This window comes from Lactobacillus sp. XV31L, assembly GCF_059900865.1.
In genome coordinates this window covers 39,948-62,493 of sequence record NZ_JBWXGC010000010.1, presented here as the reverse complement: position 1 = coordinate 62,493, position 22,546 = coordinate 39,948, and the positions used below count along the sequence as shown (strand labels likewise).

Genomic DNA, 22,546 nt, shown 5'->3' with positions numbered 1-22,546 from the left:
GCTGCTCTTCTTTGTCAAGCGCTTTTGCTTAAGATTTTTGCTGCCAGGCCCTTGAATTCTTACTGCTCTGTGCCTGACGACAGTTATTAATACTAGCAAGAATCTAGCCCTTTTGCAAGTCTTTTTTTGTAAATCATTACAGTGACTAACTTTTATTTTCATGCTAAAGTTGTTACATCAACGTTTAGAAGGGAGTTTTTAAAATCAAAAATTTTGACGTCGCAATTATTGGAGCTGGGCCAGTTGGTCTTTTCAGTGCAAGTTTTGCCCACTTGCATGGACTAAAGACAATTACTTTTGATTCCTTAAAGGAAGCTGGTGGGCAACCCAAAGCACTATATCCATTTAAAACAGTTTATGACATTCCAGCTTTTACAGCAATTACAGGCAAAGAATTAGTTGCGCAGTTGCAAGAAGGTATTGCAGGTAAAAGCACTCTTGCACTAAACCACCGTGTAAAAACAGTAGTTAAAGAAAGCAACGGTTTTGTGATTGATGATGAATTTCATGTAAAAAGCGTCATCCTTGCCACTGGTGCAGGTTCTTTTACACCTAAAAAGCTTCCACTCAAGCTAGATGCTGAATGTGAAAAGCGCGTGCACTATCTAATTAAGGAGCCCGCCAAATATGCTAACCAAAAAATTGCTGTATTGGGTGGTGGTGATTCTGCACTTGACTGGGCGCTTGAGCTTGCAGCCCAGCCCAATACGCAGGTTAAAGTTATTCACAGGCGAAATGAATTTAGGGGCCTAGAAACAAGTGCTTACAAACTCAAAAGTTTAAAAAACGTTGAAGTTCTTACGCCCTACCTTCCTAAATCAATGGCAATAAGCGATAATCAGCTCAATGTTGAACTTAAGCAAGTAGGCTCAACTGATACTATCAACCAACAAATTGATCAAGTTATCGTTGCTTACGGGTTTCGGGCCAACAATCGTTTTGTCCAAAATTGGGGAATTGAACTTGCAAACGGACAAGTTAATGTCGCCCCTGAAATGAAAACTAACGTCGATGGCATATACGCTGTTGGCGACGCAGTGGGCTATACTGGCCGTGTACCTGTGATTGGTCTTGGCTTTGGTGAAGCTCAAATCGCAGTTACTTCAATTATGCGCACTCTTTTCCCTGAAAAGAATCTTACCATTCATTCAACTAGCATTTAGGAAGGCTCTATGACAATAATCAATTTTATCTTGCACATTGACCATCACCTAATCGAGATTGTCAACCAATTTGGCGGGTGGACCTACCTGATTATTTTTGGCATTATTTTTGTCGAAACTGGTTTAGTTATCTTTCCCTTTTTGCCTGGCGACTCATTGATTTTCGCAGCCAGCTCAATGGCTGTTAATCCCAAGTACCACCTTAATATCTGGCTCGTTTACACTGCTGTTTTGCTAGCAGCTGTCCTAGGCGATGCCTGCAACTACGAAATTGGCTCTTATTCGGTTCATTCCGGTATTAAACACTCTTGGTTCAATAAATTGATCAACCAAAAAAAGCGCCATGCCGCTGAACAATTCTTTGAGCGTCATGGACCAATTACGATCGTCATTGGTCGTTTCATCCCCTTCATCCGGACCTTTGTCCCCTTCATCTCTGGGGGGAGCCAGATGCACTACGGTAAGTTTGCCCTATACAACATAGTTGGCGGAATTGTCTGGAGTGGACTTTTCACAATTATTGGTGCCTTTTTCGGCAATATTCCATTTGTGAAAGACCATTTTTCAATGCTAATTTTGGGTATTATTCTTATTTCGATTTTACCCATTGCTGTCGTCATGCTTAAAAAACGCCACAAGCAAAAAAAGGAGCTCCACTAAGGAGCTCCTTTTTATCGTTGTAACAGTTTGCCCGCAAAATACAATTCATAGATAATGCCACCGACCGCAAAACACGACGCAAAAAATCCTTCAGTCAGTACATTGATAATTGGATCAGTCACCGGATCAAATAGCCAGGTATTGCTCCCAACAAAAAATAAGTGGTGAAAGCTTACAAAAAACTGGTCAAAATTAGTCAATGCAAAGGGCAAAACCACCACCGGTACCAATAAAAAGAGTAGCGACCACATCTTGCTCAGCTTGAGGGCCCTACTCTTTTTTTGGCTTTTACACCAAAGGAGAATCGCTAAGCAACAAATAAAGGCAATTATTGCTAATACAAATAGTTTTTTAACATCCGCAAAGTGGGCAGCAGCCAGCTGCGAAGTGGGCAGTTGCTGCATCTTAAGATGCTTTTTAAATGGCCAAATTAAGTACCAAAGCAGCTGGTCATAATTATGCATTACTTGTGGGATTGTTAGGTTGACGGTCTTGTTTGACTTCTGCACGATTACAAACACCAGTAATAGCGGCCAGCTAGCTACTAGTGCACCTACAACGCTACTTGATAGTGCAAAAACAAAGTGATAAACAATGGCTAGGATGTTGCTTTTTTTATTCATAATTTAATTTTATCCAAACTATCAACCAGCAACGTTGGCTGCTTTTTGTCCACAATGTCAGCAGGCTGTGTAATGCCTGACGTTACAAGCAACTGGTCAACTTGACTATTAAAGCCTGCCTTGATATCGGTGTCATAATTGTCGCCAACGAGAAGGGCATCTTTTCTAGCACAATTCATTTTGGCCAAAACCTTGTCAATAATAATCGGCGATGGCTTGCCAATAAATAGCGGCTCTTGACCACTGGAAGCCGCAATCATTGCACACTGTGAACCATTCCCAGGCATTAAGCCTTGTTCACTTGGCAAGTTGAGGTCAGCATTAGTCCCAATAAACTTTGCCCCCTGCCTAATTGCTGCAACTGCCACCTGAATTTTGTGATAGGTCAAGTCTGTGTCCATACCAACAACAACGTAGTCTGGATTCTTTTCATTCAATTCGAATTCTTGGTGCTGGAACAATTCTTGCCATAGACCAATTTGGCCAATTACATAAATACCTACTTTAGATTGGTTAAGGTTGTGGTCAGCTATATAGCTGACGGTAGCCATACTGGGAGTATATATGTGGTCCGTATCGGTTATAACGCCGTGATGGGCCAACTTATCCACAACCATTTGCGGAGTTCTAGTCGTATTGTTAGTTAAGAAAATATAGTCCTTAGCCGCCTCTTCAAGTCGGTGAATAAAGCGGACACCAGCTGCAATTGTTTCGTGTCCCCGATAGATAGTTCCGTCAAGGTCAACAAGAAACAAACGATAATCTTTCACTTAATCAGTGCCCTTTCTTTTCTTAATAACAAAGGAATGGTGGTTGCCCGTTCCTTTTTGCTCAGCAACTGTTTCGTGCTTTTTAAAGTGTGTCTGGCGGACCCGGTAGCGTTTAAAAGCAACAGTAGACCGCTTGCAATGGTTATGACCATACTTTTTGCGCCTGCCAGGTCGAAAATGGTGGACGGGGCTTAACAATTCCAAGACAAAGTATGGACTGCCAGGATTACAATATTCCATTATATAGTCAGCAATAGTCTGTTTCTTGCGGTCAATTGCAGTCTGCACGTTATCGCGGTAAAACCCCTTTAAACGTAAATGCGTGCTTGAAATATCGCCGACAATAAAATCATATTGATTGAGATAAGGGTCATATTTTTGCCGTAAGGCTTCCAGATCCAGCGCTTCTTCCTTATTCACTAATACCTGGTAGACTTGCTTATTAATCTGCAGACGGTCACCTTCTATGGTCACGACTGCTTGGGGATGGCGCAGTGGCTGTTTTTGGTCAAACTTGCTTTCCTTGTTTGCTTTAGGAGCATCATTTTTTTGGCTTCTTTGCGTCATTTGCTTCACCTCCTGCTATCCGGATATTTTTGGGCTAAATAAGCACCAACCACTTCACGTAAAAATTGTGGGAACAAAAATTCATTGTCACCCACAATTGCCAAAGTCGGGAAAAACGGCACAAGGACATAATGGTCTAACACAGCGATTTGGTACACTTTTTGGGGGTCAATTTCTTTACCATTGACAAAGACAAGCCGACTAATAGGATCAACTTTAATTCCCCGGTAGTACATTTGACCAAAAATCTTGCCCCGAAAACTCATCCCCTGCAGGTGAAAATGGTCTAGGTAGTGACGATTTTTTTCAATTTCCATCACAAGCCGCCATAAGTCAGTGCCTTTGAGGGTTGAGCGAACAACATGCATCGAATGCGGCAATGCTCTCTGCAAGTCATACTTGGTTAAAATCCCTTTTTTAAACGGGGTCAAAAACAGTCCCGTACTGAGCATTGCCAGATCCGTACCAGCAAAATTTGCAATTGCATCCAGTGAAACCTTAAGTGCTGCATCCCGGTCGTCTTCAAACTTTTCAGGCAAGTCCGCTACCCGCTCGTGCATCAAGATTTTCTTGCCACAAGCAAAATAATCTTGAATAGTATCTTGGTCTGCGGCCTGCTCCTTCATCAAATTAGTAGGTGCAACTTGGGGGCTGATCTCGTGAACCTGGTGGTCATCACCAATTTCCATGTAAATATTGCCCACATAGTTGCCCCACTTGCCAGTTTGCGTGATCCAGACACCGTTGACCTCTTTACCATGCTTTAGCAAGTCATGCGTGTGCCCGCCGATGATCAAGTCAATCTGGGGGTATTTGCGTGCCAAAAAACAATCCATATTTAATCCGACGTGTGTCAGCAAGATCAAGACATCATATTGCCCTGCTAATTTAGGCAAAAGCTTATCCATTGTTTCTTTCAACATCTTGACGTGCCAGTGATTCGGTTCATAAGATAAGGGGTAGGCTGCAGTGAGCCCAACAATAGCAATGCGCGTTCCCTTCTTAGTTGATATGATCTTATGGTCAACTGCCCAGTGCGGCATTGTTTCGTCTTCTTCACGCAAATTGGCCAAAATCACGGGAAATTTGGCATGATCAAAAAGGTGCTCAACCACTTCATGAGAATTAGAAATTCCCTCGTTATTGCCAATCGTAATCGCATCATAGTGAAAGGAATTCATCAATTTAATATTGGCCTGGCCAAATGTGGCATCAGTCAATGGGTGGGAACGGTCCATAAAGTCACCAGCATCAAAAGTCAGTACTTGGTCAACCGACCGGTCTTGCTGGGCGGCACGTAAATATCGTCCAATTTTAGGAAAATGTTCGAAATGTGAATGTAAATCATTGGTATGTAAAATACGGATTTTCTCCATCTTTATTCTTTCTAGCCAATTTGGTTGGACTTCAAAATTGCGTTGTAAGCATCCAAAACTTTGCCCTTGGGCTTTTCCCACTCGACCCAAGTTGGATTTTTCCAATCATCCTCATTGGTTAGAGTTTCTAACTGATAATTTTTATTAATATATTCTTCATATGTAATCAAGGCCTTGGTGCGGGGAATGTTCAGCTGCAAAATGCGAACGCTCTTGATTAAGCCGCGATCAACCGCAAGTTCAGCAATCCCATTTTGGTCAATATTGGCAATTTCAAAGTACTTGCTATCGTCATTACGGGTAATTTCTTCAATCAAATCTAATTCTTCATACTGTTGGTTCATTATTCATCCCTACATAAATTTAAACTCTACCATGTAGCAAAAAATGTGCAACCATGCTATTGTAATAACGATAGAGGTGTACACATGAAACTTCGCAGGCAGCTATTTGCGGCTCTTTTTCTTAGCATAATCTTTTTAACATCAAGTGGATTTACTGTCGTTGGTCACCGCGGTGATCCCAGCAAGTATCCTGAAGAAACAATTCAAAGCGATGATTCTGCCTTTAGGTCTGGTGCTGATTACGTTGAACTCGACCTGCACCTCTCTGCAGATGGGGTTTTAGTTGTTTCACATGATGACGATCTGTTTCGGGTTGCCCATACACATGCAATTGTATCACAAAATAACTGGCAAGCACTTAGTCAGCTAACATACGATAATAGTGAACATGTGCTGAGTTTGGACCAGCTCTTCAAGCACTACCAAAACCGTCCCCAAACTAAGTTCATCTTAGAAACCAAGATTGATCACTCACTAGATTCGTCTTATGAGCTTGAAGACAAAATTGCAAACACTGTTAGCAAGTACCACATGGAAAAGCAGATCATGATCCATTCTTTTTCAGCAGCCAGTCTATTTCATTTCCGAAAAATAATGCCAGATGCATACTTAATTCTAATTGTTGGCAGTCTCAAGCGCATGAACTTCAGCAACTTGCCCCAAGTTAATGCAGTCAATGTTTCTTCAGATCTTATTTTAAATCATTCATGGCTAATCCATTGGTTGCATATACTAAATAAACAAGTCTTTGTCTGGACTGAAATGGACGAATCCCCTACTTTATGGCATTGGCTGATCAACAAGAATATTGATGGGGTTGTTACCAACTTTCCAAGTACTGGATTTAAGTACAAACTAGCCAAGGAGGGTACTAAAAAGTACGACATCCACCGCAGCGGTCTCTACTTTGGCAAAAGAAGGGCTGCAACCGTGATGAATCCCTATGTGCAGGTCAAGCAAAAAAAGTACGTGCATCCGGGACAGAAGCTAAATGTTATGTATGGGGTGCGAACACAGAAGGGGCTTTACTACCAAATTGCTAACCAAACCTTCATTTCTGCAGAATTCGTTACTCTTGATTTAAAGCCAGAAGATATTGCTCCCTATCATGATAAGCAGATCTTGAGTAAACCGCAAAAAGAGGTTCCCATATATAGCTCTCCTGATAACCAGGACAAAACCAAGAAAAAATTGCCAGCCAACACGCTATTCAAAATTCGCAACTTTAACGGCAGCCCTAAAAGCATGTGGCTATATACTTCTCTTGGCTGGGTCAAAGCACGTGACATCTTATTCTACGGTTTCTTTGACCAGGCAAGCTGGCAAAATTATTGCCTTCTGCCCCGCATGAGCCGCTATACCAACCTGGCATTGACACCCTACCAACCTTTGCAGGCACCCCGCATCAAGACGATTCCCCAACAACTAGTAGGGATAAACCAGATAATTACCAAAAAAGCGATTCACTAATTAGTGAATCGCTTTTATTGTCAGCAAAATTTTAGTTGTTAGTCGTACTCTGCTTCTTCAGTAGCTCATATGGAAGCTCTATCTGCTTTTCAACAACTTCTTCATTGTTCATCATCAGCTTTGTCAGCATCCTCATTGCCACTGCTCCAATATCATATAAAGGCTGGCGAATTGCCGTCAAAGCTGGCCGCACAATCGATGCAATTTGAGTTGAACTGGCCGTAATGATCTCGATGTCTTCTGGTACCTTATTACCTGCATCAAGGGCCGAATTAAGGATACCTACAGCCGTAATATCACGAGTAACAACGACACCATCAATCTTATCTTGTTGTAATTGAGTATAGAGGTTGTATCCGTCAGAATGATCTTTGATATTAGCATACACATGACCTTGGCCAAGATTATGCTCTTGCATAAACTTGTTGTAGGCTGGAATCCTTTCTTCAACATTGACTACTGTGTTAGGATCACCCACAACTAAGGCAAGATTTTTCTTGCCATCATTATAAAGCAGGTTAAGTGCTTCTGTGTCTGCCTTCTTGTAATCAATTGCAACAGACGGGAATTCCTTGTGACTATCCTTTGTTCCAGCCAAAACAACTGGAGTATCGGTCCGGTTAAAGGCTTGAACAGCTTCTTCTGGCAAACTGTCAGACATGTAAATCATGCCGTCAACTTGTTTGTTGAGCAATCCTTGGATCGCCTGATCTTCTCGCATCAAGCGGTTTTCAATGGTAGTAATGATGATATTGTACTTGTATAGTAAAGCAATATCATCGATTCCCTTGGACAATTCAGCAAAGTACAGGTTGGTCAAGTCTGGCACAATCAGCCCCACTGTCGTTGTTCTCTTTGAAGCTAGTCCCTGGGCTACTGCGTTGGGCTGGTAATGTAGCCGGTTTATTACCTTCATTACCCGTTCACGCGTGTCCTTACGCACATTGGTATTGCCGTTAACAACTCGTGAAACTGTGGCCATCGACACCTTGGCCTCACGAGCCACATCATAAATCGTAATATCTTGTTTTCGCATTTTTGTTTCCCCTATCTAAAAAATACTAGTATACAATTTAGCACGATTTTTGAAAAATTGCAAACGGTTACAGGTATTCTTTCATTTTTTCAAGTCAAGAACATGATATACTGGCATTAATTAAAGATTTTTGAAAGGAAACAGCAAATGAATTTAACCAAATTACAAGAATGGCTACAAAGTTCGGGCAACGACCTAGCCTACATTTCTGATCCAACAACGATTGCCTACTTTACCGGCTATGAAATGGAGCCGCATGAGCGCATCTTCTGCCTTTTAGTCTTCAAAGAGCAAGAACCGTTTGTCTTCGTCCCTGCACTTAATGTCGAAGAGGCCAAGAATTCTGCCTGGAATGGTGATGTTTTTGGCTATTTGGATTCAGAAGATCCCTGGTCAATTATTGCAGACAAGGTCAAGAACCGCACACACGACTACAAGAAGTGGGCTTTGGAAAAAAACAACTTGTCTGTAGCTCATTACCAACTTATCCACCAGCAATTTCCCGATGCTGACTTCGCTGGTGATGTTTCCAGTTTTATTGCCAAGATTCGCCTCTATAAGACTCCAGCTGAAATCAAAGAATTGCAGGCAGCCGGTCGCGAAGCTGACTTTGCTTTTCAAATCGGCTTTGATGCTATTAAAACTGGCGTAACTGAACGCTACATTGCAGGTCAGATAGAATACCAATTGAAGGTCCAAAAGGGCGTAATGCATGTCAGTTTTGAAACAATTGTACAGGCAGGCGCTAATGCGGCCAACCCCCACCTCGGCCCAACAATGAACAAGGTGCAGCCCAATGAACTTGTACTGTTTGACCTGGGAACCATGCACAATGGTTACGCATCAGATTCAAGCAGAACAGTTGCCTACGGTGAACCAACTGCCAAGCAGCGCGAAATTTATGAAATTGACCGCGAAGCTCAACAAGCCGCCATCGACGCTGTTAAGCCTGGTATGACTGCTTCTGAACTAGACAGCATTGCCCGTGACGTCATCAGCAAGGCTGGCTTCGGGGAATACTTTATCCATCGCCTAGGCCATGGTATCGGCAAGGAAGTGCATGAATATCCATCGATTGTTCAGGGCAATGACTTAATCATTGAAGAAGGCATGTGCTTTTCAATTGAACCTGGTATTTATATCCCAGGTGTTGCTGGCGTTAGAATTGAAGACTGCGGTGTCGTCACTAAAGACGGCTACCAACCCTTCACCCACACAGACAAGAAACTTAAGGTTTTACCGTTGAAAGATTAATATTGACCTATTTTTAATTTCTTAAACTAAAAAATGCACTGGTATGAATACCAGTGCATTTTATAGTTAAGCTTTATGGTCTTGAAAGTGGACCTTCCGGCGCGTTTGTAGGAGGGTGGGATTCTCCATCATTAGGGGCGTGTGGAGCCTCTGCATGATGTAAGTCGTCAACAGAACTTTCAGCATGATCTTTTGAAAGCAAATCATCATCTTTTGAATTATCGATGACAATATCATCAAAATCCTTTAATTCAGAATCATCTTCGACACTCTTAGGGAAAGAAGCAAGTTGGTTTTTAACTATTTCCGTTCCATTGTCATATTTTTTCTTTAGATCTTGAACTGTTTCATTGTTCTTAACCTTTTTCTTCAATTCATCAACTTGGTTATCGCTGACCAATAATGAACCAGCAAGAAAACCAGCTGCGCTACCAACAATTGTACCTAATATAAATCCTGTAATCTTTTTCATCAAGAAACTCCTTTTATTTAATCTTCACCTTTACGGCGCCTGCGTCTTGCAAACATTGTTGCTAAAGCTGATGACACAAGACTACCGCGGTTCAAGTGGAAATTGCTGACGCGCTTTGCCATCTTGCGCGAGGAAGCATTAACGTCTGATACGCTTTCACCTAAATCCGCAGCTGCCTGCACAAGTGGGTCAATGGTCTTCATCTTGACATTAACATCAGCTACTAAGACATTAGTCTTATCAAGCAGCTCACTGCTTTGGTGGAGCAATTCATCAACATCTTTTGCAACTTGTTGAATTGATTCATTAGCAATTTCAATGGTTTTGTCTGCTTCTTTAGTCGCCTTTGCAACACGAATGAGCACAGGAATTGTGAATAGTACTAAAATTAATAATGCAATCGCAGCAATTAACCCTGCCAGTGCACCATAAGTAAATTTCATCTTCTACCTCCAATTCTTTACCTAGAAAAAGTCTAGCATGAAAACACTTTAATCTCAATCTATATGTGATAATTTGATATAGTTAATATATATGCAGAAAGGGGAAAGTCATGAATAAAATATTTCAAATTAACCAAAATGTCTTAAAATTTAACTGGGATCGCTTAAGCGAACAAGTTCTTTCTACCTTGTGGCAGCTTCTGATTTCTACTATTGTTTTTTATCTGATTGACCACTTTGGTAAGAAAATCATCGAACATTATGTAAAGCGGAGCAGGCGTCCCCAAAACAAACGTACTCAAACTATTACTTCACTTGTTAATAGTATTTTTGAGTACACCGTGATTTTCTTTTACTTGTTTGCTGTCTTATCGATTCTGGGCGTTCCAATTGGCACGCTTTTAGCCAGTGCAGGAATCTTTTCTCTGGCTGTAGGGATGGGAGCCCAGGGCTTTGTCAGCGACCTAGTAAATGGTTTCTTCATCCTAAGTGAAGACCAGTTCGATGTTGGCGACATTGTCCAGCTTAACGGGCAACTGGGCACCGTCATTCAGCTCGGACTTAGGACTACCCGCCTCAAGGCTGCAGATGGCTCAATTATTTATATTCCCAATCGCAATATTTCAATTGTGCAAAACCTGGCCCACATCGGAATTGGCGTAGATGTTAATATCCAGCTTAAGGTCGATAACGACTTCACCAAAGTGCAGCAGTTAGTTGCACAAGTCAACCAAGAACTGGCCAATAAGAATAGCTGGCTCGTCCAAGCACCACAGATAGTTGGCATAACAATGCAAACGGCCCAGACTGTCACTTATGCCGTCCACTTTCAAGTACAACCGGGCTATGAACAAAATGTTCAGGACCAATATCTAACCCAATACCTTAAAGTGCTCCAAGATAATGGCATCGCATTGGCACAATAAAGCAAAAATCAAATAAAGCAGTTTTTTACTTTATTCAAATTGAGCAAGCCACTTGGGAAAGACTGCAAGCAGTTTGGCAACTGCTTGACCTCGATGTGACAGACTGTTTTTCTCTGCCAGAGACATCTGGGCAAAGGTCTTGCCCTTTTCATCTATATAGAATAATGGGTCATAGCCAAAACCATCTTCCCCTCGGGGTACGGTCAAAATCCGGCCCTTGCATTGGCCTGAAACCACTAAATCATTTTCATACGCACCAGGCATCGAAGCCACAATCGTGGTGGTAAAACTTGCCGTCCGCTTTTCGGGTGGAATACCGCCAAGCGCAGCCAATAACTTAGCATTGTTTTTTTGATCATTATGTTCTTCGCCAGCATAACGAGCAGAATGGACCCCAGGTGCTCCATCAAGCGCATCGACCATTAGCCCAGAATCGTCTGCAATTGTCAGCAACTGGCTAAAATCACAGAGTGCATGGGCTTTTAACTTGGCATTTTGTTCAAAGGTGCGTCCATATTCCTCAACGATGGGCGGATTAACCAGGTCCTGGTTGCTGATAACTTGAACAGCTACATTTGCTTTTTTAAAAGCCTGGCTTAATTCTCGCACCTTGCCTTGATTTGTTGTCGCAAATAAAATTTTTCTGACCATTTGTTGCTCCTTCTATAAGTGTGTAGCCTTAAAAGTAGGATCTGCTAGCACCACGCGGCCTAACTCATCTACCAGCTTGACGTCTCCCGTAGTATAGTATTCATGTTTTCCAGCCGACTTGCTGCTAGTAAATAAGTGGTCACGTTTCATCACATTAAAGGTATACTGGGCCACTTGGTCGGCCGGATCGACAATATGGGTACCTGCTTTGACACATTGGGTAAATTCTTCACTAATAATTGGATAGTGCGTGCATCCCAGAATCAATGTGTCAAAGTCCTGGCCTTGAAGGGGAAGCAGTACCTCTTTAAGGGCTGACACATAAGCATTATGACCAGCGTTGGCCTCAATCAAGGGAACAAGTTCAGGGGCAGCTAGTTCAGTCACGGAAATTTGGGGATCACGCAGGGCAATTTCTTTTTGATAAGCATGCAGGGCCGTGGTCATTTGCGTTGCTACAACTGCAATCTTCTTGCTCTTGCTTGTGCGCGTTGCAGCCAGGGCTCCTGATTGAATTACGCCAATAATTTGGGGGGCTACCTGCTTTTGAATGATATCCATTGCCACAGCCGTTGCCGTGTTGCAGGCAAAAATTATCAATTTAACGTTCTTACTCAGTAAAAAGTCAACACTTTGTTGGGTCAAGGCAATGATTTTCTCTTTGGACTTATCACCATAAGGAATATGGGCGTTATCTCCAATAAAAATAGTTGACTCGTGCGGCATCTTTGCAATAACCCTTTTAACTACTGTCAACCCGCCAACACCGGAATCCAAAAGACCTATCGGCTTCATATCCATAATACCAATCCCCCTAAAAGCTTTCTATTTCTACCAATTTTAATGTAAAATAAGGGAAAATAAAAGGGATGAATTCTTTATGCAAGACAATAATCAAGAAAGTGAACATGTATATTTTATTAACCAGCTATACCGTGACTTCCTTTTGCCCACAATTTTGGGTAAGGATACTGAGGAAATTCTCTACTGGGGCGGAAAAAGAATCGCCCAGAAATATGAATTATCCTCATTCGAAGATACAGCCAGTTTTTTTGCGACAGCTGAATTTGGAACCTTAACTGAAAACAAAAAGCGCCGCAGCGAACTTGTTTTTGAATTAAGCGGGCAAAACGTGGCTGACCGTCTCAGCAGCGGCAATCGTGAATTTACTCTTGAAGCGGGTATTATCGCTGCCGCAATCCAAAAGGAAACTAGTCGCACAACTGAATGCGAATTAAGTATCAACGACAAAAAGAAAACCGTCCAGTTGACGGCTAAATTTGATTAAACTTGTTGAGTATATCAATTGAATTCTTCACTACTTTTGCAATATGATTAAGGAGTGAATGGAGGAGAATAAATGCTTAAGGAATTCAAACAATTTATCGAACGGGGCAATGTAATAGACTTGGCTGTTGGTGTCATCATTGGTGGGGCTTTTACCAATATTGTCAATTCATTGGTTACAAACCTAATCAACCCACTAATTGGCTTGTTTGTTGGTCGCATTAACTTGTCCAACCTTGTACTTAAAGTTGGTGGCACTACTTTCCAGTACGGTGAATTTATTAATACGGTGATCAACTTCTTGATTATTGCTTTCATCGTTTTCTTGCTTGTCAAAGCGGTCAACAAGGTTACAAAGAGCAATGAGAAAAAAGAACAAGCACCTGGGCCAACGAGCGAAGATTACCTAAAAGAAATTCGCGACTTATTAAAGGCAAAAGAATAATAAAAAAGACTTCCACAAGAGGAAGTCTTTTTTGGTTAATCAGTGTATTGGTTTAAAATCTGGTCAAGCTTAGCCTTAGGCGTGTAACCGGTAATACGGTCAACAACTTCACCATTTTTCTTGATCAATAACGTTGGTATTGCCATCACGCCTAGTGAACTAGGAATTTCCTTGTTCTGGTCAACATCCATTTTAGTAAATTTGACGTCTTGGCGTTCTTCGGCAAGCTCATCGACAACAGGTGATTGCATCTTGCACGGTCCACACCAGGTTGCCCAAAAGTCAGTTAAAACAACGCCATCTTTGGTTTGTTCCGCAAAGTTCTGATCCGTAAGTTCCTCAACCATGAATATACCTCCCAATTAAATCTATTTCTTATGATTGGCTTAATTATAGCAAGCAAGCTTACTTTTTACAAGTAGATTGTTCCTACTTTAAATGGACAATTGTTGCGCCATTTCCGCCCTCATTTGCTGGTGCATAATTGTAGCTCTTAACGTGGCTGCTGGAGCGCAAATACTGCCAGACGCCCTTTCTAATCGCACCGGTACCGATGCCATGAATAATAGTCACCACATCAAGCCCAGCCAACAAGACAGAATCAATATAGCGGTCGAGGTTGGTCATTGCCTCATCATAGCGCTGCCCGCGCAAGTCCAGCTCGCTTTTGGCACTACTACGTCTGCTAGCACTGACTGCACGCACATTTGCTTGCGGCTTTGCATCTTTCGTTGCACCGATTTTTTCGACATCACGATCGCTAACTTTAACCTTCATGATGCCTAATTGAATTTCATACTGGTGGTCTGCCAATTTCTTCGTAATTGTTCCTACTTGCCCGTATGACAGCACCTTAACCCGGTCACCCACCTGAACATGGTGCCGCTTTTTTTCACGTTGCAAAACTTTATTGTGAGCTAAACTAGCATTTTGCCGTTCCAGCTGATTCAGCTCACCCTTGGCTGCAATAAGCTCATTTTGCTTAACATTGCCCTTTTGTTGCTCAAGCTGGTCAATAATCTTTTCTGCTTTTTTGCGGCTCTTGGCTACTACTTCATTAGCCCTTTCCTGGGCAAACTCAAGCTGCTTTTGTACGCGTTGGTTGTACCAATCAAGCGCTTGCTGCAGTTTCTCTTCCAGCTTTCGACCACGATCTAAACTGGTTTGCAGATGGATACGAGCATCCATTGCTGCCTTTGTTTGTTTAGTCAGTTCTTCAATCATCTGGTTAATATCAACATTCTCATTTGACATTAAGTTTTGAGCATTTTTGACCACATCTTCCCGCATTCCCAAGCGACGAGCAATGGCAAAGGCATTGCTGTGACCAGGAATACCCATCTGCAAGCGGTAGGTAGGGGATAAAGTGGCCACATCAAATTCCATTGAAGCATTAGTCGTTCGGGGGCGGTTGTAGCCATACAGCTTTAATTCCGGGTAGTGTGTAGTCACGATGATCTTGGCTTTTTGACGACGCAAAAAATCCAAGATGCTAATGGCTAAACTGGCTCCTTCTTCTGGATCTGTTCCAGCACCGATTTCATCGATTAAAACCAGGGTCTTGTCATTAACCCGTTTTATCATCTTGATAATGCTGTTGATATGCGAAGAAAAAGTACTGAGGGACTGTTCGATTGACTGTTCATCACCCACATCAGCACTGATATCCTCAAAAACAGCGGCTCTGCTGCCCTCTGCTGCTGGAATAAAGAGACCAGACTGCGCCATTAATTGAAGCAAGCCTACTGTCTTTAGCGTGATTGTCTTTCCTCCAGTGTTTGGTCCCGTGATCAATATTGTGTCAAAGTCTTCGCCCAGCCGAATATCGTTAGCTACAACCTCCTTAACATCGATCAGAGGATGACGAGCCTTGATGAATGCCAAAGAACAATCCCTTGTTAGTTTGGGTTCTGTAGCCTGCATTTGGCGTGCAAGTTTGGCCTTGGCTTGGACAAAATCAAGCGCACTCAAGGCAGAAGCAATTGCATCAAGAGTATCTACTTCTACTCGCGCTGTATCAGACAGGTGCCGCAAAATCTGGTGAATCTCTCGCCTTTCTTCAGCAAGTAAATTTTGCTGGCGGTTATTCAGGTTAAGTACAGCACTAGGCTCAATGAAAAGCGTCTGTCCACTGGCACTTTGGTCATGCACTACCCCGCCAAACTTGTTGCGGTACTCATGCTTTACTGGAATAACATAGCGCTCATCACGAACAGTAATTATCTGCTCTGAAAGGTACTTGCTGCTGCCACCCTTGAGGTAGTCGTCCATACGACGCTTAACCTCTTCATCATTGCTTTTCAACTCACGGCGTAAGCGTGTCAAAGCGCTTGAAGCAGTATCCAATATTTCGCCATCAAAGTCCAATGACTTTTTGAGCTCGCTAAAAAGTGGACCTGGAACTGCTAAGTCAGTCAAAATATCTTTAATTGCTGACAAGTCGATGTCGTTTTCATCGACATCGTCTAAATAGTTGTTGACATCACTAGCCAGTGTCAAGATTAGCAATATGTTGCCCAATTCTTGAGCATTCAGGTTAGCCTTGATCCGCAGTCGCTTGGTGCTGGGGGCCACGTCTAAAAAATTAACTAAGGGAAGTTGCCCTTTTATCCGCAATAGATTGCTGCCAGTCAGTGTTTGCTTCAGGGCCAACTCTACTCGTTCAAAGTTGCTGCTTGGCGTAAGAGCCGCTGCTTTTCTTTTAGCCGGTAAAGTTACTGCTAGTTGCTGCAATTCTTCTCTTATTTTGGCAAATTCTAAAGTTGTCAGTATCTTATCATTCATTCTTACAATTTTTCTCTTTTAATAAAAAAGGCTGGCTCAGCCAGTCTCTCTTCTTATTCACCACTCAACCGGTCATCGTCCAAAAACGTGTTCAGTACGCCTTGAACCATGTTCCATTCTTCATCTGCTTCAATTTCATGCAAATCGCTACTGGTCACATCGCCAGCAGCATCGGTATCATAGCTAAATGCAAGAACCTCAACTTCTTCATCGTCACCGACTGCAGCTGGATAAAGCAAGATATATGACTTGTCATAATCATCAGAATGGAAAGTAAATAAAATTTCATATAATTCTTCATTACCCTTTTCATCTACCAGGGTAATTTGGCGGGCATCGCCTTGTACTTCTTGTGTCATGTTAATCCTTTCGGTTTAGGTCCAAATAATTCTGCAAAATCAAAACAGCAGCCATTTGGTCAATAACTTCCTTACGCTGGTGCCGATTATGCATCCCAGCCTCTTCAACTAAAATGCGACGTGATTCAACCGTGGTAAGGCGCTCATCCGAGTAATAAACAGGCAAGTCAAACTTGGCTATTAGTCGGTCGCCGTATGCCTTGCTACGCGCCACTGACTTTCCAGAAGTGCCATCCATATTTTTGGGTAAGCCCAGAACAAAACCATCGGGATGATATTTGCGGACAATCTTTTTAAGAGGACGCATGCCAAAATTGTAGCTTTCCTCGTCAATTGAGATTGTCTCCAGCTTCTGCGCAGTTATGCCTAATTCATCACTGATCGCAACGCCTACTGTTTTTGATCCAACATCTAAACCTATTAGCCGCATTATTTATCTTTACCGAGGTAGCTTTTTACCAGTTCCTCAATAATCTCGTCACGCTCATGCTTTAAGATCAAGTTGCGGGCATCATTATGCCGCGGAATATATGCTGGATCGCCAGACAGTAAATAGCCGACAATCTGATTGACTGGGTTATAGCCCTTTTCTTCAAGGGCATTGTAAACATCTTGAAGAGTATCATAAACGTTCTTGTTTTTATTCTCATTAAATTCAAAATGCATTGTCTTATCTAGCGAACTCATAATTATTCCTCCTAGCACAATTCTACTTGAAAAACAGCACAAACTCAATTAATTAATTCTTGGTAACAGCTGCAACAACGGCTGCAATAGCTTGGTCAAGACCTGCAGGATTCTTTCCACCGGCTTGTGCCAGGTTGGGGCGACCGCCGCCGCCACCGCCAAAGAGCGGCGCAACCTGCTTAATCAGGTCACCAGCCTTTAGACCTGTAGCCAAGGCCTTATCATTCAAGCTGATAATCATATTGGCCTTGCCGTCATTTGCAGCAGCTAAAGCCAAAACATCCGACTTGGCTGAACCCTTCCAGGTATCTGCCAGTTCACGCAAATCATTCATCCCATTAACATCAACTTTTTGGGCAATAATCGACAAGTTACCAGCTTGCTGCACATTAGCAAAAATTGAGCCCGCCTTGATTTGATTAATCTTGCGGTTCAAATCTTCAACTTGTTTTTGGCTGGCATGCAAGTCTTGCTCCAAACTTTCTACTTTTACGGTAATATCTTCAGGCTTGGTTGACTTGACTTCAGCCTGAATCTGATCTAGCAATTCAGACCGATCTGCCAAATACTCATATGCTCTCTTCGAAACAACTGCTTCAATTCTTCTCAGGCCTGCACCAATAGCGGACTCGGAAATAATCTTAAAAATACCTACTTGGTTGGTATTGCTGCAGTGGGTACCACCACAAAACTCGCTTGAAAAGTCGCCCATCTGGACCACACGGACCTTATCGCCATATTTGCCATCAAACAAGGCTAATCCGCCCATCTTTTTCCCGCTTTCAGGATCAGTGATGGTCGTTTCAACGTCAATTGCAGCCCAAATTTTTTGGTTAACTAGTTGCTCAACTGACTTAATTTCCTTAGCAGTCAGTGGCTCTATTGCAGTAAAGTCAAAGCGCAAATAATCAGGTTCAACCAAACTGCCGGCTTGATGCGTATGCTCACCCAAAACTGACCGCAAGGCTGCATGCAGCAAGTGCGTGGCTGTATGAGAGTGACGGTTGCCTTCTCGGCGTGACCGATCGATTTTGAGTGTGTATTCCTCACCCTTTTGGAGTGGTAAAACCACGTCTACAAAGTGCATATTCTGGTCGTTAGGCGCGTGTTGGACGTCCACAACCTGAGCAACCAAGTCACCCTCTTGATTATAGATGTTGCCCTGATCAGCCACCTGGCCACCACGTTCAGCATAAAATGGCGTCTTGTCAAAGATCAAAGTAGCTTGGTCACCGTCAGCACGGTCAACCAGTTTGTCATCTACAATAATGTCAACCAATTGGGCGTGCTTTTCTTCGTATACCCCGTATTCAAATTCCGACTTGTCCTTTATGCTCATCAATGTTTCGTCTTGGGCACCCATTGACTGCAGGTTGCCCCGGGCGTTTCGAGCACGCTCTTTTTGGGCCTTCATTTCAGCTTTAAAGCCCTCTTGATCAACCTTTAGGCCAGCATCCTGGGCTGTTTCAAAGGTCAATTCATATGGAAAACCATATGTATCAAAGAGTTTGAAAGCATCCTTGCCTGCAATGGTCTTGCTGCTTGATTCTTGAGCAGCACTAATCAAGTCATCTAGTAGAGTCAATCCCGAATCAAGTGTCTCTTGGAAGCGCTCCTCCTCATTTTTTATAACCTTGGCAATAAAGTCCTTCTGCTTGGTTACTTCTGGGTAGTGACTGGCCATAATTTCACCCACCACTGGCACTAACTGATAGAGGAAAGAGCCCTTGATACCTAGGCGTTGACCGTTTAAGTCGGCTCGGCGAATCAGACGGCGCAGCACGTACCCACGACCTGTGTTAGATGGCAGTGCGCCATCCGCAATTGCAAAGCTGACTGTCCGCACATGATCAGCAATAATTTTGAAGGCTGTTGTAGCAGCCGCATCTGTGCCATAGGTCTTGTTTTTAGTCATCTTTTCGGTGGCATGGATAATTGGCAAGAAGAGGTCGGTTTCAAAATTGGTCGGTGCATCCTGCAGAATCGACAAAACGCGCTCAAGACCCATTCCCGTATCAATGTTTTTGTGGGGCTGGTCAACATACTTGCCATTTGCCAAGTGGTTATATTGGGAAAAGACAATGTTCCAAATTTCTAGGTAACGGGCATTTTCACCACCAGGGAAGTTTTCCGGGTCATCCTCTGCTACGTCGTTATTTTCTTGGCCGCGATCATAAAAAATTTCAGAATCGGGACCACATGGACCCTCACCAATATCCCAGAAGTTTTCTTCTAATTTAACGATGTGGTCTTCAGGCATGCCCACTTCAAGCCAGATTTTCTGTGCTTCGGTATCCTTAGGATAGACCGTACAATAGAGTTTTTCTTGGTCTAGGTCAAGCCATTTGGGACTAGTTAAAAATTCCCACGCCCATGCAATAGCTTCTTTTTTAAAGTAGTCGCCAACAGAAAAATTGCCCAACATTTCAAAAAAGGTCTGGTGACGAGCAGTCTTGCCAACATTTTCAATATCATTAGTTCGGATTGACTTCTGCGAACTGGCAATGCGGTGATTTTGGGGCACAACAGATCCGTCAAAGTACTTCTTCATCGTCGCCACGCCCGAGTTGATCCAGAGCAGCGTCGGATCATCCTGCGGAATCAGGGACTGGCTCGGCAGGACCATGTGGTCGTGTTCTTTGAAGAAGTCCAAAAACATTTGTCTAAATTCTGAACTCGTCAGTTTCTTCATCACTATTTCTCCTTTTGATCAAAATAAAAAACACCATTGCTTTACTTAAGGACGCTTCGAAACGCGGTACCACCTCAATTGCAACAGTGTTTGTTACCTCTTAATTATCTTAATCTTAACCCTAAGGAGCATTTTTTAAGTGACAATAAGCCTTCTCAACGCCTGGCTCTTTCTGTGAACTATCTGCTTAAAAAACATGTCTTAAGTCAAGAGTAATTTTACTACTTGCACCAGCTTTGTCAATAATTAAGTTGCTATAACGGGTGCCGCGGGGCCTTAGACCACAATTTTGATTGCTAAATCAATTCCTTGCCAAATCTTTTTTGCTTCTTGCTGCTGACATAGCCCAAGTGCTCGTAAAACCAGTGTGCTCCAGTACGCCTTTCGCCCGAATTGAGCCTGATTGCGCTAATCCCCGCCGCCCGGGCCAAGCGCTCCACTTCAAGCATCAATTTAGAACCGATGCCACGCTTTTGATAGGCACTGTCGACTGCCAGGGCCATGATGTTAATCATCGGGGCAAAATACGTCTCCTCGTACAGCGCAGCGTGCACGTACCCGGCCACCTTGCCTGCAGCATCATCCACATAAACCAGGATTGTGTGGTGTGCTTCATCCTTCAGCAATCTGGCTAAATTCTCAGCGGTCTTGGCCGGAGAATAATCGTAGCCCAGCTCTTTTTGGTTGAGGCGCTGAATGACGCCAGCGTCAGTCGTCTTGCATTTTCTAATCATTATGTTCGTTCTCCTTTGCGTTAACCACTTTCAATGATGTCCATTGCCAACGCGGGGCCTTAGCCCCAAATTACATGGTTGAAGCACGGGCTCGCCTAAAAGTTTGCCCATGCCTTAAATACAAAACACAAGTTTGTTAACTGCTTTGAGGTGAAAAGCCATCGTTTTCACGAGTCAATGATTTCACGGTCAGACTTAAATTTTTACTATTATTTTTTAGTAAATGGAATTCGCAATCAAAGAGTTGTTTCATTTCTTGATTTAAATTATGTGCAATGAAGACCACACTGGTGTCTGTCATCATAATTTTATGTAAGATTTTTATAGTTGCCTGTGCGTCAATCGCACTGGTTCCCTCATCAATCAAAATTACTCTATTCTGATGAATTAGCGCACGTGCCAAAACTATTTTTTGCCTTTGTCCACCAGAAATATTCGTCTTATTTAAATCAAGTTTTGTTTGCAAACTTAACTTTTGCTCTTCAATGTCTTGCTGCAGCTGCATGTCTTCAACCAATCCTGGCACCAGTGGGGCCAAGCGCTCGTCAAACATGGTTATGTTGTCAACTATGCTGGCGGGAAACAGAATCGCGTCTTGAGGCAAGTATCCGATTGTACTTAAATCAGGATGCGTTAGACTGCCTTGTCGCCCGCGATATATCACGCGACCAGAACTGGGCGTGAGTTCACCGGCCAGGATTTTAAGCAGGGTTGATTTGCCTACGCCCGACTCACCCGTTAATAATATTTTTTGGCCAGGTTTAACTTTAATATCGGGCATCTGCATGCTCTCACCATTCGGGAAAGCCATTTGCAAACCAGCCGTGGCAATTTCATCTACTTCCCCTAAATCTGCACCGGATTCTTCATGCCTACCAATTGGCAAGCACAAATTTTCAATCTGCCTATTAAGACTGGTGGCTCCAACCATGGCCCCACGGGCCGCGGTAATCGCCTCAATACCGCTGCTTAAATAATATTTAAGGTCACGAACGATTGAAATCACGCCAAAAGCTATTTGCTTAGATACAATCAGATAGCCTGTTACAGCATATAGCAATAGCATCATAAGTTGTGCAATAACTTCATTAACAAAGCTGAGACATTGATTGACCTGAACCTCCTTAACATTAGCCTGTTCTAATTTTTGCGAAGATTTGCTTAATACTGCAAAAAGGTGACTGCCAGAAAAATATCGTTGTAGCTCATCTATTCCCGTCAGCCATTTTCTTATTGTATCAAGATATTTTTTGTTGCTGTCAGAAATGCCCATCATCGCTCTTTGCAGCGGTTTTTCTATTAGCTTGGGCAAAAGCAATGATATGATTACCATCAAAGAAATAACAACTAGCATGGTCCAATGGATGGTAAACAGCAAAACTAAAGCAGAAACAACGTAGCCCAAGCCCCCAACAAAATCGAAAAAAGCATCAAGATAGTTCTCTTCACCCTGGACCAAGTCGTTTGTCAAAAAGTTCTGTACTTGGGCAATCGAATATTCCTGATTGGTGTAACAGAGGTGGTCAACTATTTTGGCCCTCAAAACCATTTTATAGCGCTCTTTTTGCTTCGCTAAGATATAGTCAAATAGATATTCTACCAAGTAACTGACCACTAGCAAGACAAAAGATAGAGCCGTTAGCTTTAAAAACTTGGGCAAATTAACCTGTTGAATAGCATTGACCTGGTATATTCCAACCTGCGCGTCTAACAAGGCTAAAGCAGGGACTAGCAGTCTAACTATTATGGTACTGATAAAACTTAGCGGATTTACATGCCCCAAATCTTTGATTTTCATAAATT

The 22,546-nt window shown here is 42.7% G+C and carries 25 protein-coding genes; 7 read left to right on the top strand and 18 right to left on the bottom strand.

The genetic code is table 11. The annotated features are described in order from the left end of the window. Positions 1-272: 272 nt before the first annotated feature. Both AC2JF7_RS07585 and AC2JF7_RS07580 read left to right on the top strand, forming a co-directional pair. Positions 273-1,163: an NAD(P)/FAD-dependent oxidoreductase gene (locus tag AC2JF7_RS07585; protein WP_500728083.1), complete on the top strand. Its 891-nt coding sequence runs from the start codon at positions 273-275 to the stop codon at positions 1,161-1,163. 9 nt (positions 1,164-1,172) lie between these two features. Continuing rightward, positions 1,173-1,823 (top strand): VTT domain-containing protein, encoded by a 651-nt coding sequence (locus tag AC2JF7_RS07580; protein WP_500728082.1) that lies wholly within the window; start codon positions 1,173-1,175, stop codon positions 1,821-1,823. A gap of 11 nt (positions 1,824-1,834) precedes the next feature. On the opposite strand, the gene AC2JF7_RS07575 is transcribed toward AC2JF7_RS07580, so the two are convergent. From AC2JF7_RS07575 to AC2JF7_RS07555, 5 genes are read right to left on the bottom strand one after another with little or no spacing between them, the layout of a single operon-like run. After that, on the bottom strand, positions 1,835-2,446 hold the full coding sequence (locus tag AC2JF7_RS07575; protein ID WP_500728081.1) for a TIGR01906 family membrane protein: 612 nt from the start codon (positions 2,444-2,446) through the stop codon (positions 1,835-1,837). Continuing rightward, complete coding sequence (locus tag AC2JF7_RS07570) at positions 2,443-3,216, bottom strand: TIGR01457 family HAD-type hydrolase (RefSeq protein ID WP_500728080.1); 774 nt, start codon at positions 3,214-3,216, stop codon at positions 2,443-2,445. The genes AC2JF7_RS07575 and AC2JF7_RS07570 overlap by 4 nt, the downstream gene beginning before the upstream one ends. Beyond that, on the bottom strand, positions 3,217-3,783 hold the full coding sequence (locus AC2JF7_RS07565; RefSeq protein WP_500728079.1) for a YutD family protein: 567 nt from the start codon (positions 3,781-3,783) through the stop codon (positions 3,217-3,219). 5 nt (positions 3,784-3,788) lie between these two features. Further along, the gene (locus tag AC2JF7_RS07560; protein WP_500728078.1) at positions 3,789-5,159 is read right to left on the bottom strand and encodes a bifunctional metallophosphatase/5'-nucleotidase; all 1,371 of its coding nucleotides are present in this window, start codon (positions 5,157-5,159) and stop codon (positions 3,789-3,791) included. Positions 5,160-5,170: 11 nt separating this feature from the next. Next, entirely contained in the window at positions 5,171-5,503 is a 333-nt protein-coding gene (locus tag AC2JF7_RS07555) for a hypothetical protein (protein WP_500728077.1), read from the bottom strand. A gap of 84 nt (positions 5,504-5,587) precedes the next feature. Here AC2JF7_RS07555 and AC2JF7_RS07550 point away from each other — a divergent pair, with 84 nt between their 5' ends. Then, positions 5,588-6,973 carry a glycerophosphodiester phosphodiesterase gene (locus AC2JF7_RS07550; RefSeq protein WP_500728076.1) on the top strand — a complete coding sequence of 462 codons (1,386 nt, stop codon included), beginning with the start codon at positions 5,588-5,590 and terminating at the stop codon, positions 6,971-6,973. Between the two features lie 31 nt (positions 6,974-7,004). On the opposite strand, the gene AC2JF7_RS07545 is transcribed toward AC2JF7_RS07550, so the two are convergent. Next, a complete protein-coding gene (locus AC2JF7_RS07545) occupies positions 7,005-8,009 on the bottom strand; it encodes a substrate-binding domain-containing protein (RefSeq protein WP_500728075.1) in 1,005 nt (334 codons plus the stop codon). Positions 8,010-8,156: 147 nt separating this feature from the next. Between AC2JF7_RS07545 and AC2JF7_RS07540 the strand changes: the two genes are divergently transcribed. Beyond that, positions 8,157-9,263, top strand: coding sequence for an aminopeptidase P family protein (locus tag AC2JF7_RS07540; protein ID WP_500728074.1), 1,107 nt, complete (start codon positions 8,157-8,159; stop codon positions 9,261-9,263). Between the two features lie 73 nt (positions 9,264-9,336). Here the strand turns inward: AC2JF7_RS07540 and AC2JF7_RS07535 are convergent, their stop codons facing one another. Then, entirely contained in the window at positions 9,337-9,735 is a 399-nt protein-coding gene (locus AC2JF7_RS07535; protein ID WP_500728073.1) for a DUF1269 domain-containing family protein, read from the bottom strand. A 17-nt stretch (positions 9,736-9,752) separates the two neighbouring features. Next, entirely contained in the window at positions 9,753-10,178 is a 426-nt protein-coding gene (locus AC2JF7_RS07530) for a DUF948 domain-containing protein (protein ID WP_500728072.1), read from the bottom strand. A gap of 110 nt (positions 10,179-10,288) precedes the next feature. On the opposite strand from AC2JF7_RS07530, the gene AC2JF7_RS07525 reads away from it, so the two are divergent. Further along, entirely contained in the window at positions 10,289-11,104 is an 816-nt protein-coding gene (locus AC2JF7_RS07525; protein ID WP_500728071.1) for a mechanosensitive ion channel family protein, read from the top strand. A gap of 30 nt (positions 11,105-11,134) precedes the next feature. Here AC2JF7_RS07525 and AC2JF7_RS07520 read toward each other — a convergent pair whose 3' ends face one another. Together AC2JF7_RS07520 and murI are read right to left on the bottom strand one after the other, a co-directional pair. Next, entirely contained in the window at positions 11,135-11,755 is a 621-nt protein-coding gene (locus AC2JF7_RS07520; RefSeq protein WP_500728070.1) for an XTP/dITP diphosphatase, read from the bottom strand. Positions 11,756-11,767: 12 nt separating this feature from the next. Next, positions 11,768-12,556 carry a glutamate racemase gene (gene murI, locus AC2JF7_RS07515; protein WP_500728069.1) on the bottom strand — a complete coding sequence of 263 codons (789 nt, stop codon included), beginning with the start codon at positions 12,554-12,556 and terminating at the stop codon, positions 11,768-11,770. A gap of 79 nt (positions 12,557-12,635) precedes the next feature. Here murI and AC2JF7_RS07510 point away from each other — a divergent pair, with 79 nt between their 5' ends. Next, the gene (locus tag AC2JF7_RS07510; RefSeq protein ID WP_500728068.1) at positions 12,636-13,043 is read left to right on the top strand and encodes a YslB family protein; all 408 of its coding nucleotides are present in this window, start codon (positions 12,636-12,638) and stop codon (positions 13,041-13,043) included. Between the two features lie 72 nt (positions 13,044-13,115). Continuing rightward, positions 13,116-13,487 carry a large-conductance mechanosensitive channel protein MscL gene (gene mscL / locus AC2JF7_RS07505; RefSeq protein ID WP_500728067.1) on the top strand — a complete coding sequence of 124 codons (372 nt, stop codon included), beginning with the start codon at positions 13,116-13,118 and terminating at the stop codon, positions 13,485-13,487. Between the two features lie 35 nt (positions 13,488-13,522). Here mscL and trxA read toward each other — a convergent pair whose 3' ends face one another. The 8 genes from trxA to AC2JF7_RS07465 form a co-directional block, all read right to left on the bottom strand. Then, on the bottom strand, positions 13,523-13,834 hold the full coding sequence (gene trxA / locus AC2JF7_RS07500; protein WP_500728066.1) for a thioredoxin: 312 nt from the start codon (positions 13,832-13,834) through the stop codon (positions 13,523-13,525). Positions 13,835-13,916: 82 nt separating this feature from the next. Further along, positions 13,917-16,271, bottom strand: coding sequence for an endonuclease MutS2 (locus AC2JF7_RS07495; protein WP_500728065.1), 2,355 nt, complete (start codon positions 16,269-16,271; stop codon positions 13,917-13,919). 53 nt (positions 16,272-16,324) lie between these two features. Next, complete coding sequence (locus AC2JF7_RS07490; protein WP_500728064.1) at positions 16,325-16,630, bottom strand: DUF1292 domain-containing protein; 306 nt, start codon at positions 16,628-16,630, stop codon at positions 16,325-16,327. A gap of 1 nt (position 16,631) precedes the next feature. Then, positions 16,632-17,060: a Holliday junction resolvase RuvX gene (ruvX, locus tag AC2JF7_RS07485; protein WP_500728063.1), complete on the bottom strand. Its 429-nt coding sequence runs from the start codon at positions 17,058-17,060 to the stop codon at positions 16,632-16,634. Next, positions 17,060-17,317 carry an IreB family regulatory phosphoprotein gene (locus AC2JF7_RS07480; RefSeq protein ID WP_500728062.1) on the bottom strand — a complete coding sequence of 86 codons (258 nt, stop codon included), beginning with the start codon at positions 17,315-17,317 and terminating at the stop codon, positions 17,060-17,062. The genes ruvX and AC2JF7_RS07480 overlap by 1 nt, the downstream gene beginning before the upstream one ends. A 52-nt stretch (positions 17,318-17,369) precedes the next feature. Then, complete coding sequence (gene alaS, locus AC2JF7_RS07475) at positions 17,370-20,009, bottom strand: alanine--tRNA ligase (RefSeq protein WP_500728061.1); 2,640 nt, start codon at positions 20,007-20,009, stop codon at positions 17,370-17,372. A 296-nt stretch (positions 20,010-20,305) separates the two neighbouring features. Then, positions 20,306-20,743 (bottom strand): GNAT family N-acetyltransferase, encoded by a 438-nt coding sequence (locus AC2JF7_RS07470; protein ID WP_500728060.1) that lies wholly within the window; start codon positions 20,741-20,743, stop codon positions 20,306-20,308. 136 nt (positions 20,744-20,879) lie between these two features. After that, positions 20,880-22,541 (bottom strand): ATP-binding cassette domain-containing protein, encoded by a 1,662-nt coding sequence (locus tag AC2JF7_RS07465; protein ID WP_500728059.1) that lies wholly within the window; start codon positions 22,539-22,541, stop codon positions 20,880-20,882. Between the last annotated feature and the right edge of the window lie 5 nt (positions 22,542-22,546).

Coding starts and splice junctions, on each gene's coding strand:
- AC2JF7_RS07580 (WP_500728082.1), top strand. CDS start 1,173: ATGACAATAATCAATTTTATCTTGCACATTGACCATCACCTAATCGAG.
- AC2JF7_RS07575 (WP_500728081.1), bottom strand. CDS start 2,446: ATGAATAAAAAAAGCAACATCCTAGCCATTGTTTATCACTTTGTTTTT.
- AC2JF7_RS07565 (WP_500728079.1), bottom strand. CDS start 3,783: ATGACGCAAAGAAGCCAAAAAAATGATGCTCCTAAAGCAAACAAGGAA.
- AC2JF7_RS07560 (WP_500728078.1), bottom strand. CDS start 5,159: ATGGAGAAAATCCGTATTTTACATACCAATGATTTACATTCACATTTC.
- AC2JF7_RS07555 (WP_500728077.1), bottom strand. CDS start 5,503: ATGAACCAACAGTATGAAGAATTAGATTTGATTGAAGAAATTACCCGT.
- AC2JF7_RS07550 (WP_500728076.1), top strand. CDS start 5,588: ATGAAACTTCGCAGGCAGCTATTTGCGGCTCTTTTTCTTAGCATAATC.
- AC2JF7_RS07545 (WP_500728075.1), bottom strand. CDS start 8,009: ATGCGAAAACAAGATATTACGATTTATGATGTGGCTCGTGAGGCCAAG.
- AC2JF7_RS07540 (WP_500728074.1), top strand. CDS start 8,157: ATGAATTTAACCAAATTACAAGAATGGCTACAAAGTTCGGGCAACGAC.
- AC2JF7_RS07535 (WP_500728073.1), bottom strand. CDS start 9,735: ATGAAAAAGATTACAGGATTTATATTAGGTACAATTGTTGGTAGCGCA.
- AC2JF7_RS07530 (WP_500728072.1), bottom strand. CDS start 10,178: ATGAAATTTACTTATGGTGCACTGGCAGGGTTAATTGCTGCGATTGCA.
- AC2JF7_RS07525 (WP_500728071.1), top strand. CDS start 10,289: ATGAATAAAATATTTCAAATTAACCAAAATGTCTTAAAATTTAACTGG.
- AC2JF7_RS07520 (WP_500728070.1), bottom strand. CDS start 11,755: ATGGTCAGAAAAATTTTATTTGCGACAACAAATCAAGGCAAGGTGCGA.
- murI (WP_500728069.1), bottom strand. CDS start 12,556: ATGGATATGAAGCCGATAGGTCTTTTGGATTCCGGTGTTGGCGGGTTG.
- AC2JF7_RS07510 (WP_500728068.1), top strand. CDS start 12,636: ATGCAAGACAATAATCAAGAAAGTGAACATGTATATTTTATTAACCAG.
- mscL (WP_500728067.1), top strand. CDS start 13,116: ATGCTTAAGGAATTCAAACAATTTATCGAACGGGGCAATGTAATAGAC.
- trxA (WP_500728066.1), bottom strand. CDS start 13,834: ATGGTTGAGGAACTTACGGATCAGAACTTTGCGGAACAAACCAAAGAT.
- AC2JF7_RS07495 (WP_500728065.1), bottom strand. CDS start 16,271: ATGAATGATAAGATACTGACAACTTTAGAATTTGCCAAAATAAGAGAA.
- AC2JF7_RS07490 (WP_500728064.1), bottom strand. CDS start 16,630: ATGACACAAGAAGTACAAGGCGATGCCCGCCAAATTACCCTGGTAGAT.
- ruvX (WP_500728063.1), bottom strand. CDS start 17,060: ATGCGGCTAATAGGTTTAGATGTTGGATCAAAAACAGTAGGCGTTGCG.
- AC2JF7_RS07480 (WP_500728062.1), bottom strand. CDS start 17,317: ATGAGTTCGCTAGATAAGACAATGCATTTTGAATTTAATGAGAATAAA.
- alaS (WP_500728061.1), bottom strand. CDS start 20,009: ATGAAGAAACTGACGAGTTCAGAATTTAGACAAATGTTTTTGGACTTC.
- AC2JF7_RS07470 (WP_500728060.1), bottom strand. CDS start 20,743: ATGATTAGAAAATGCAAGACGACTGACGCTGGCGTCATTCAGCGCCTC.
- AC2JF7_RS07465 (WP_500728059.1), bottom strand. CDS start 22,541: ATGAAAATCAAAGATTTGGGGCATGTAAATCCGCTAAGTTTTATCAGT.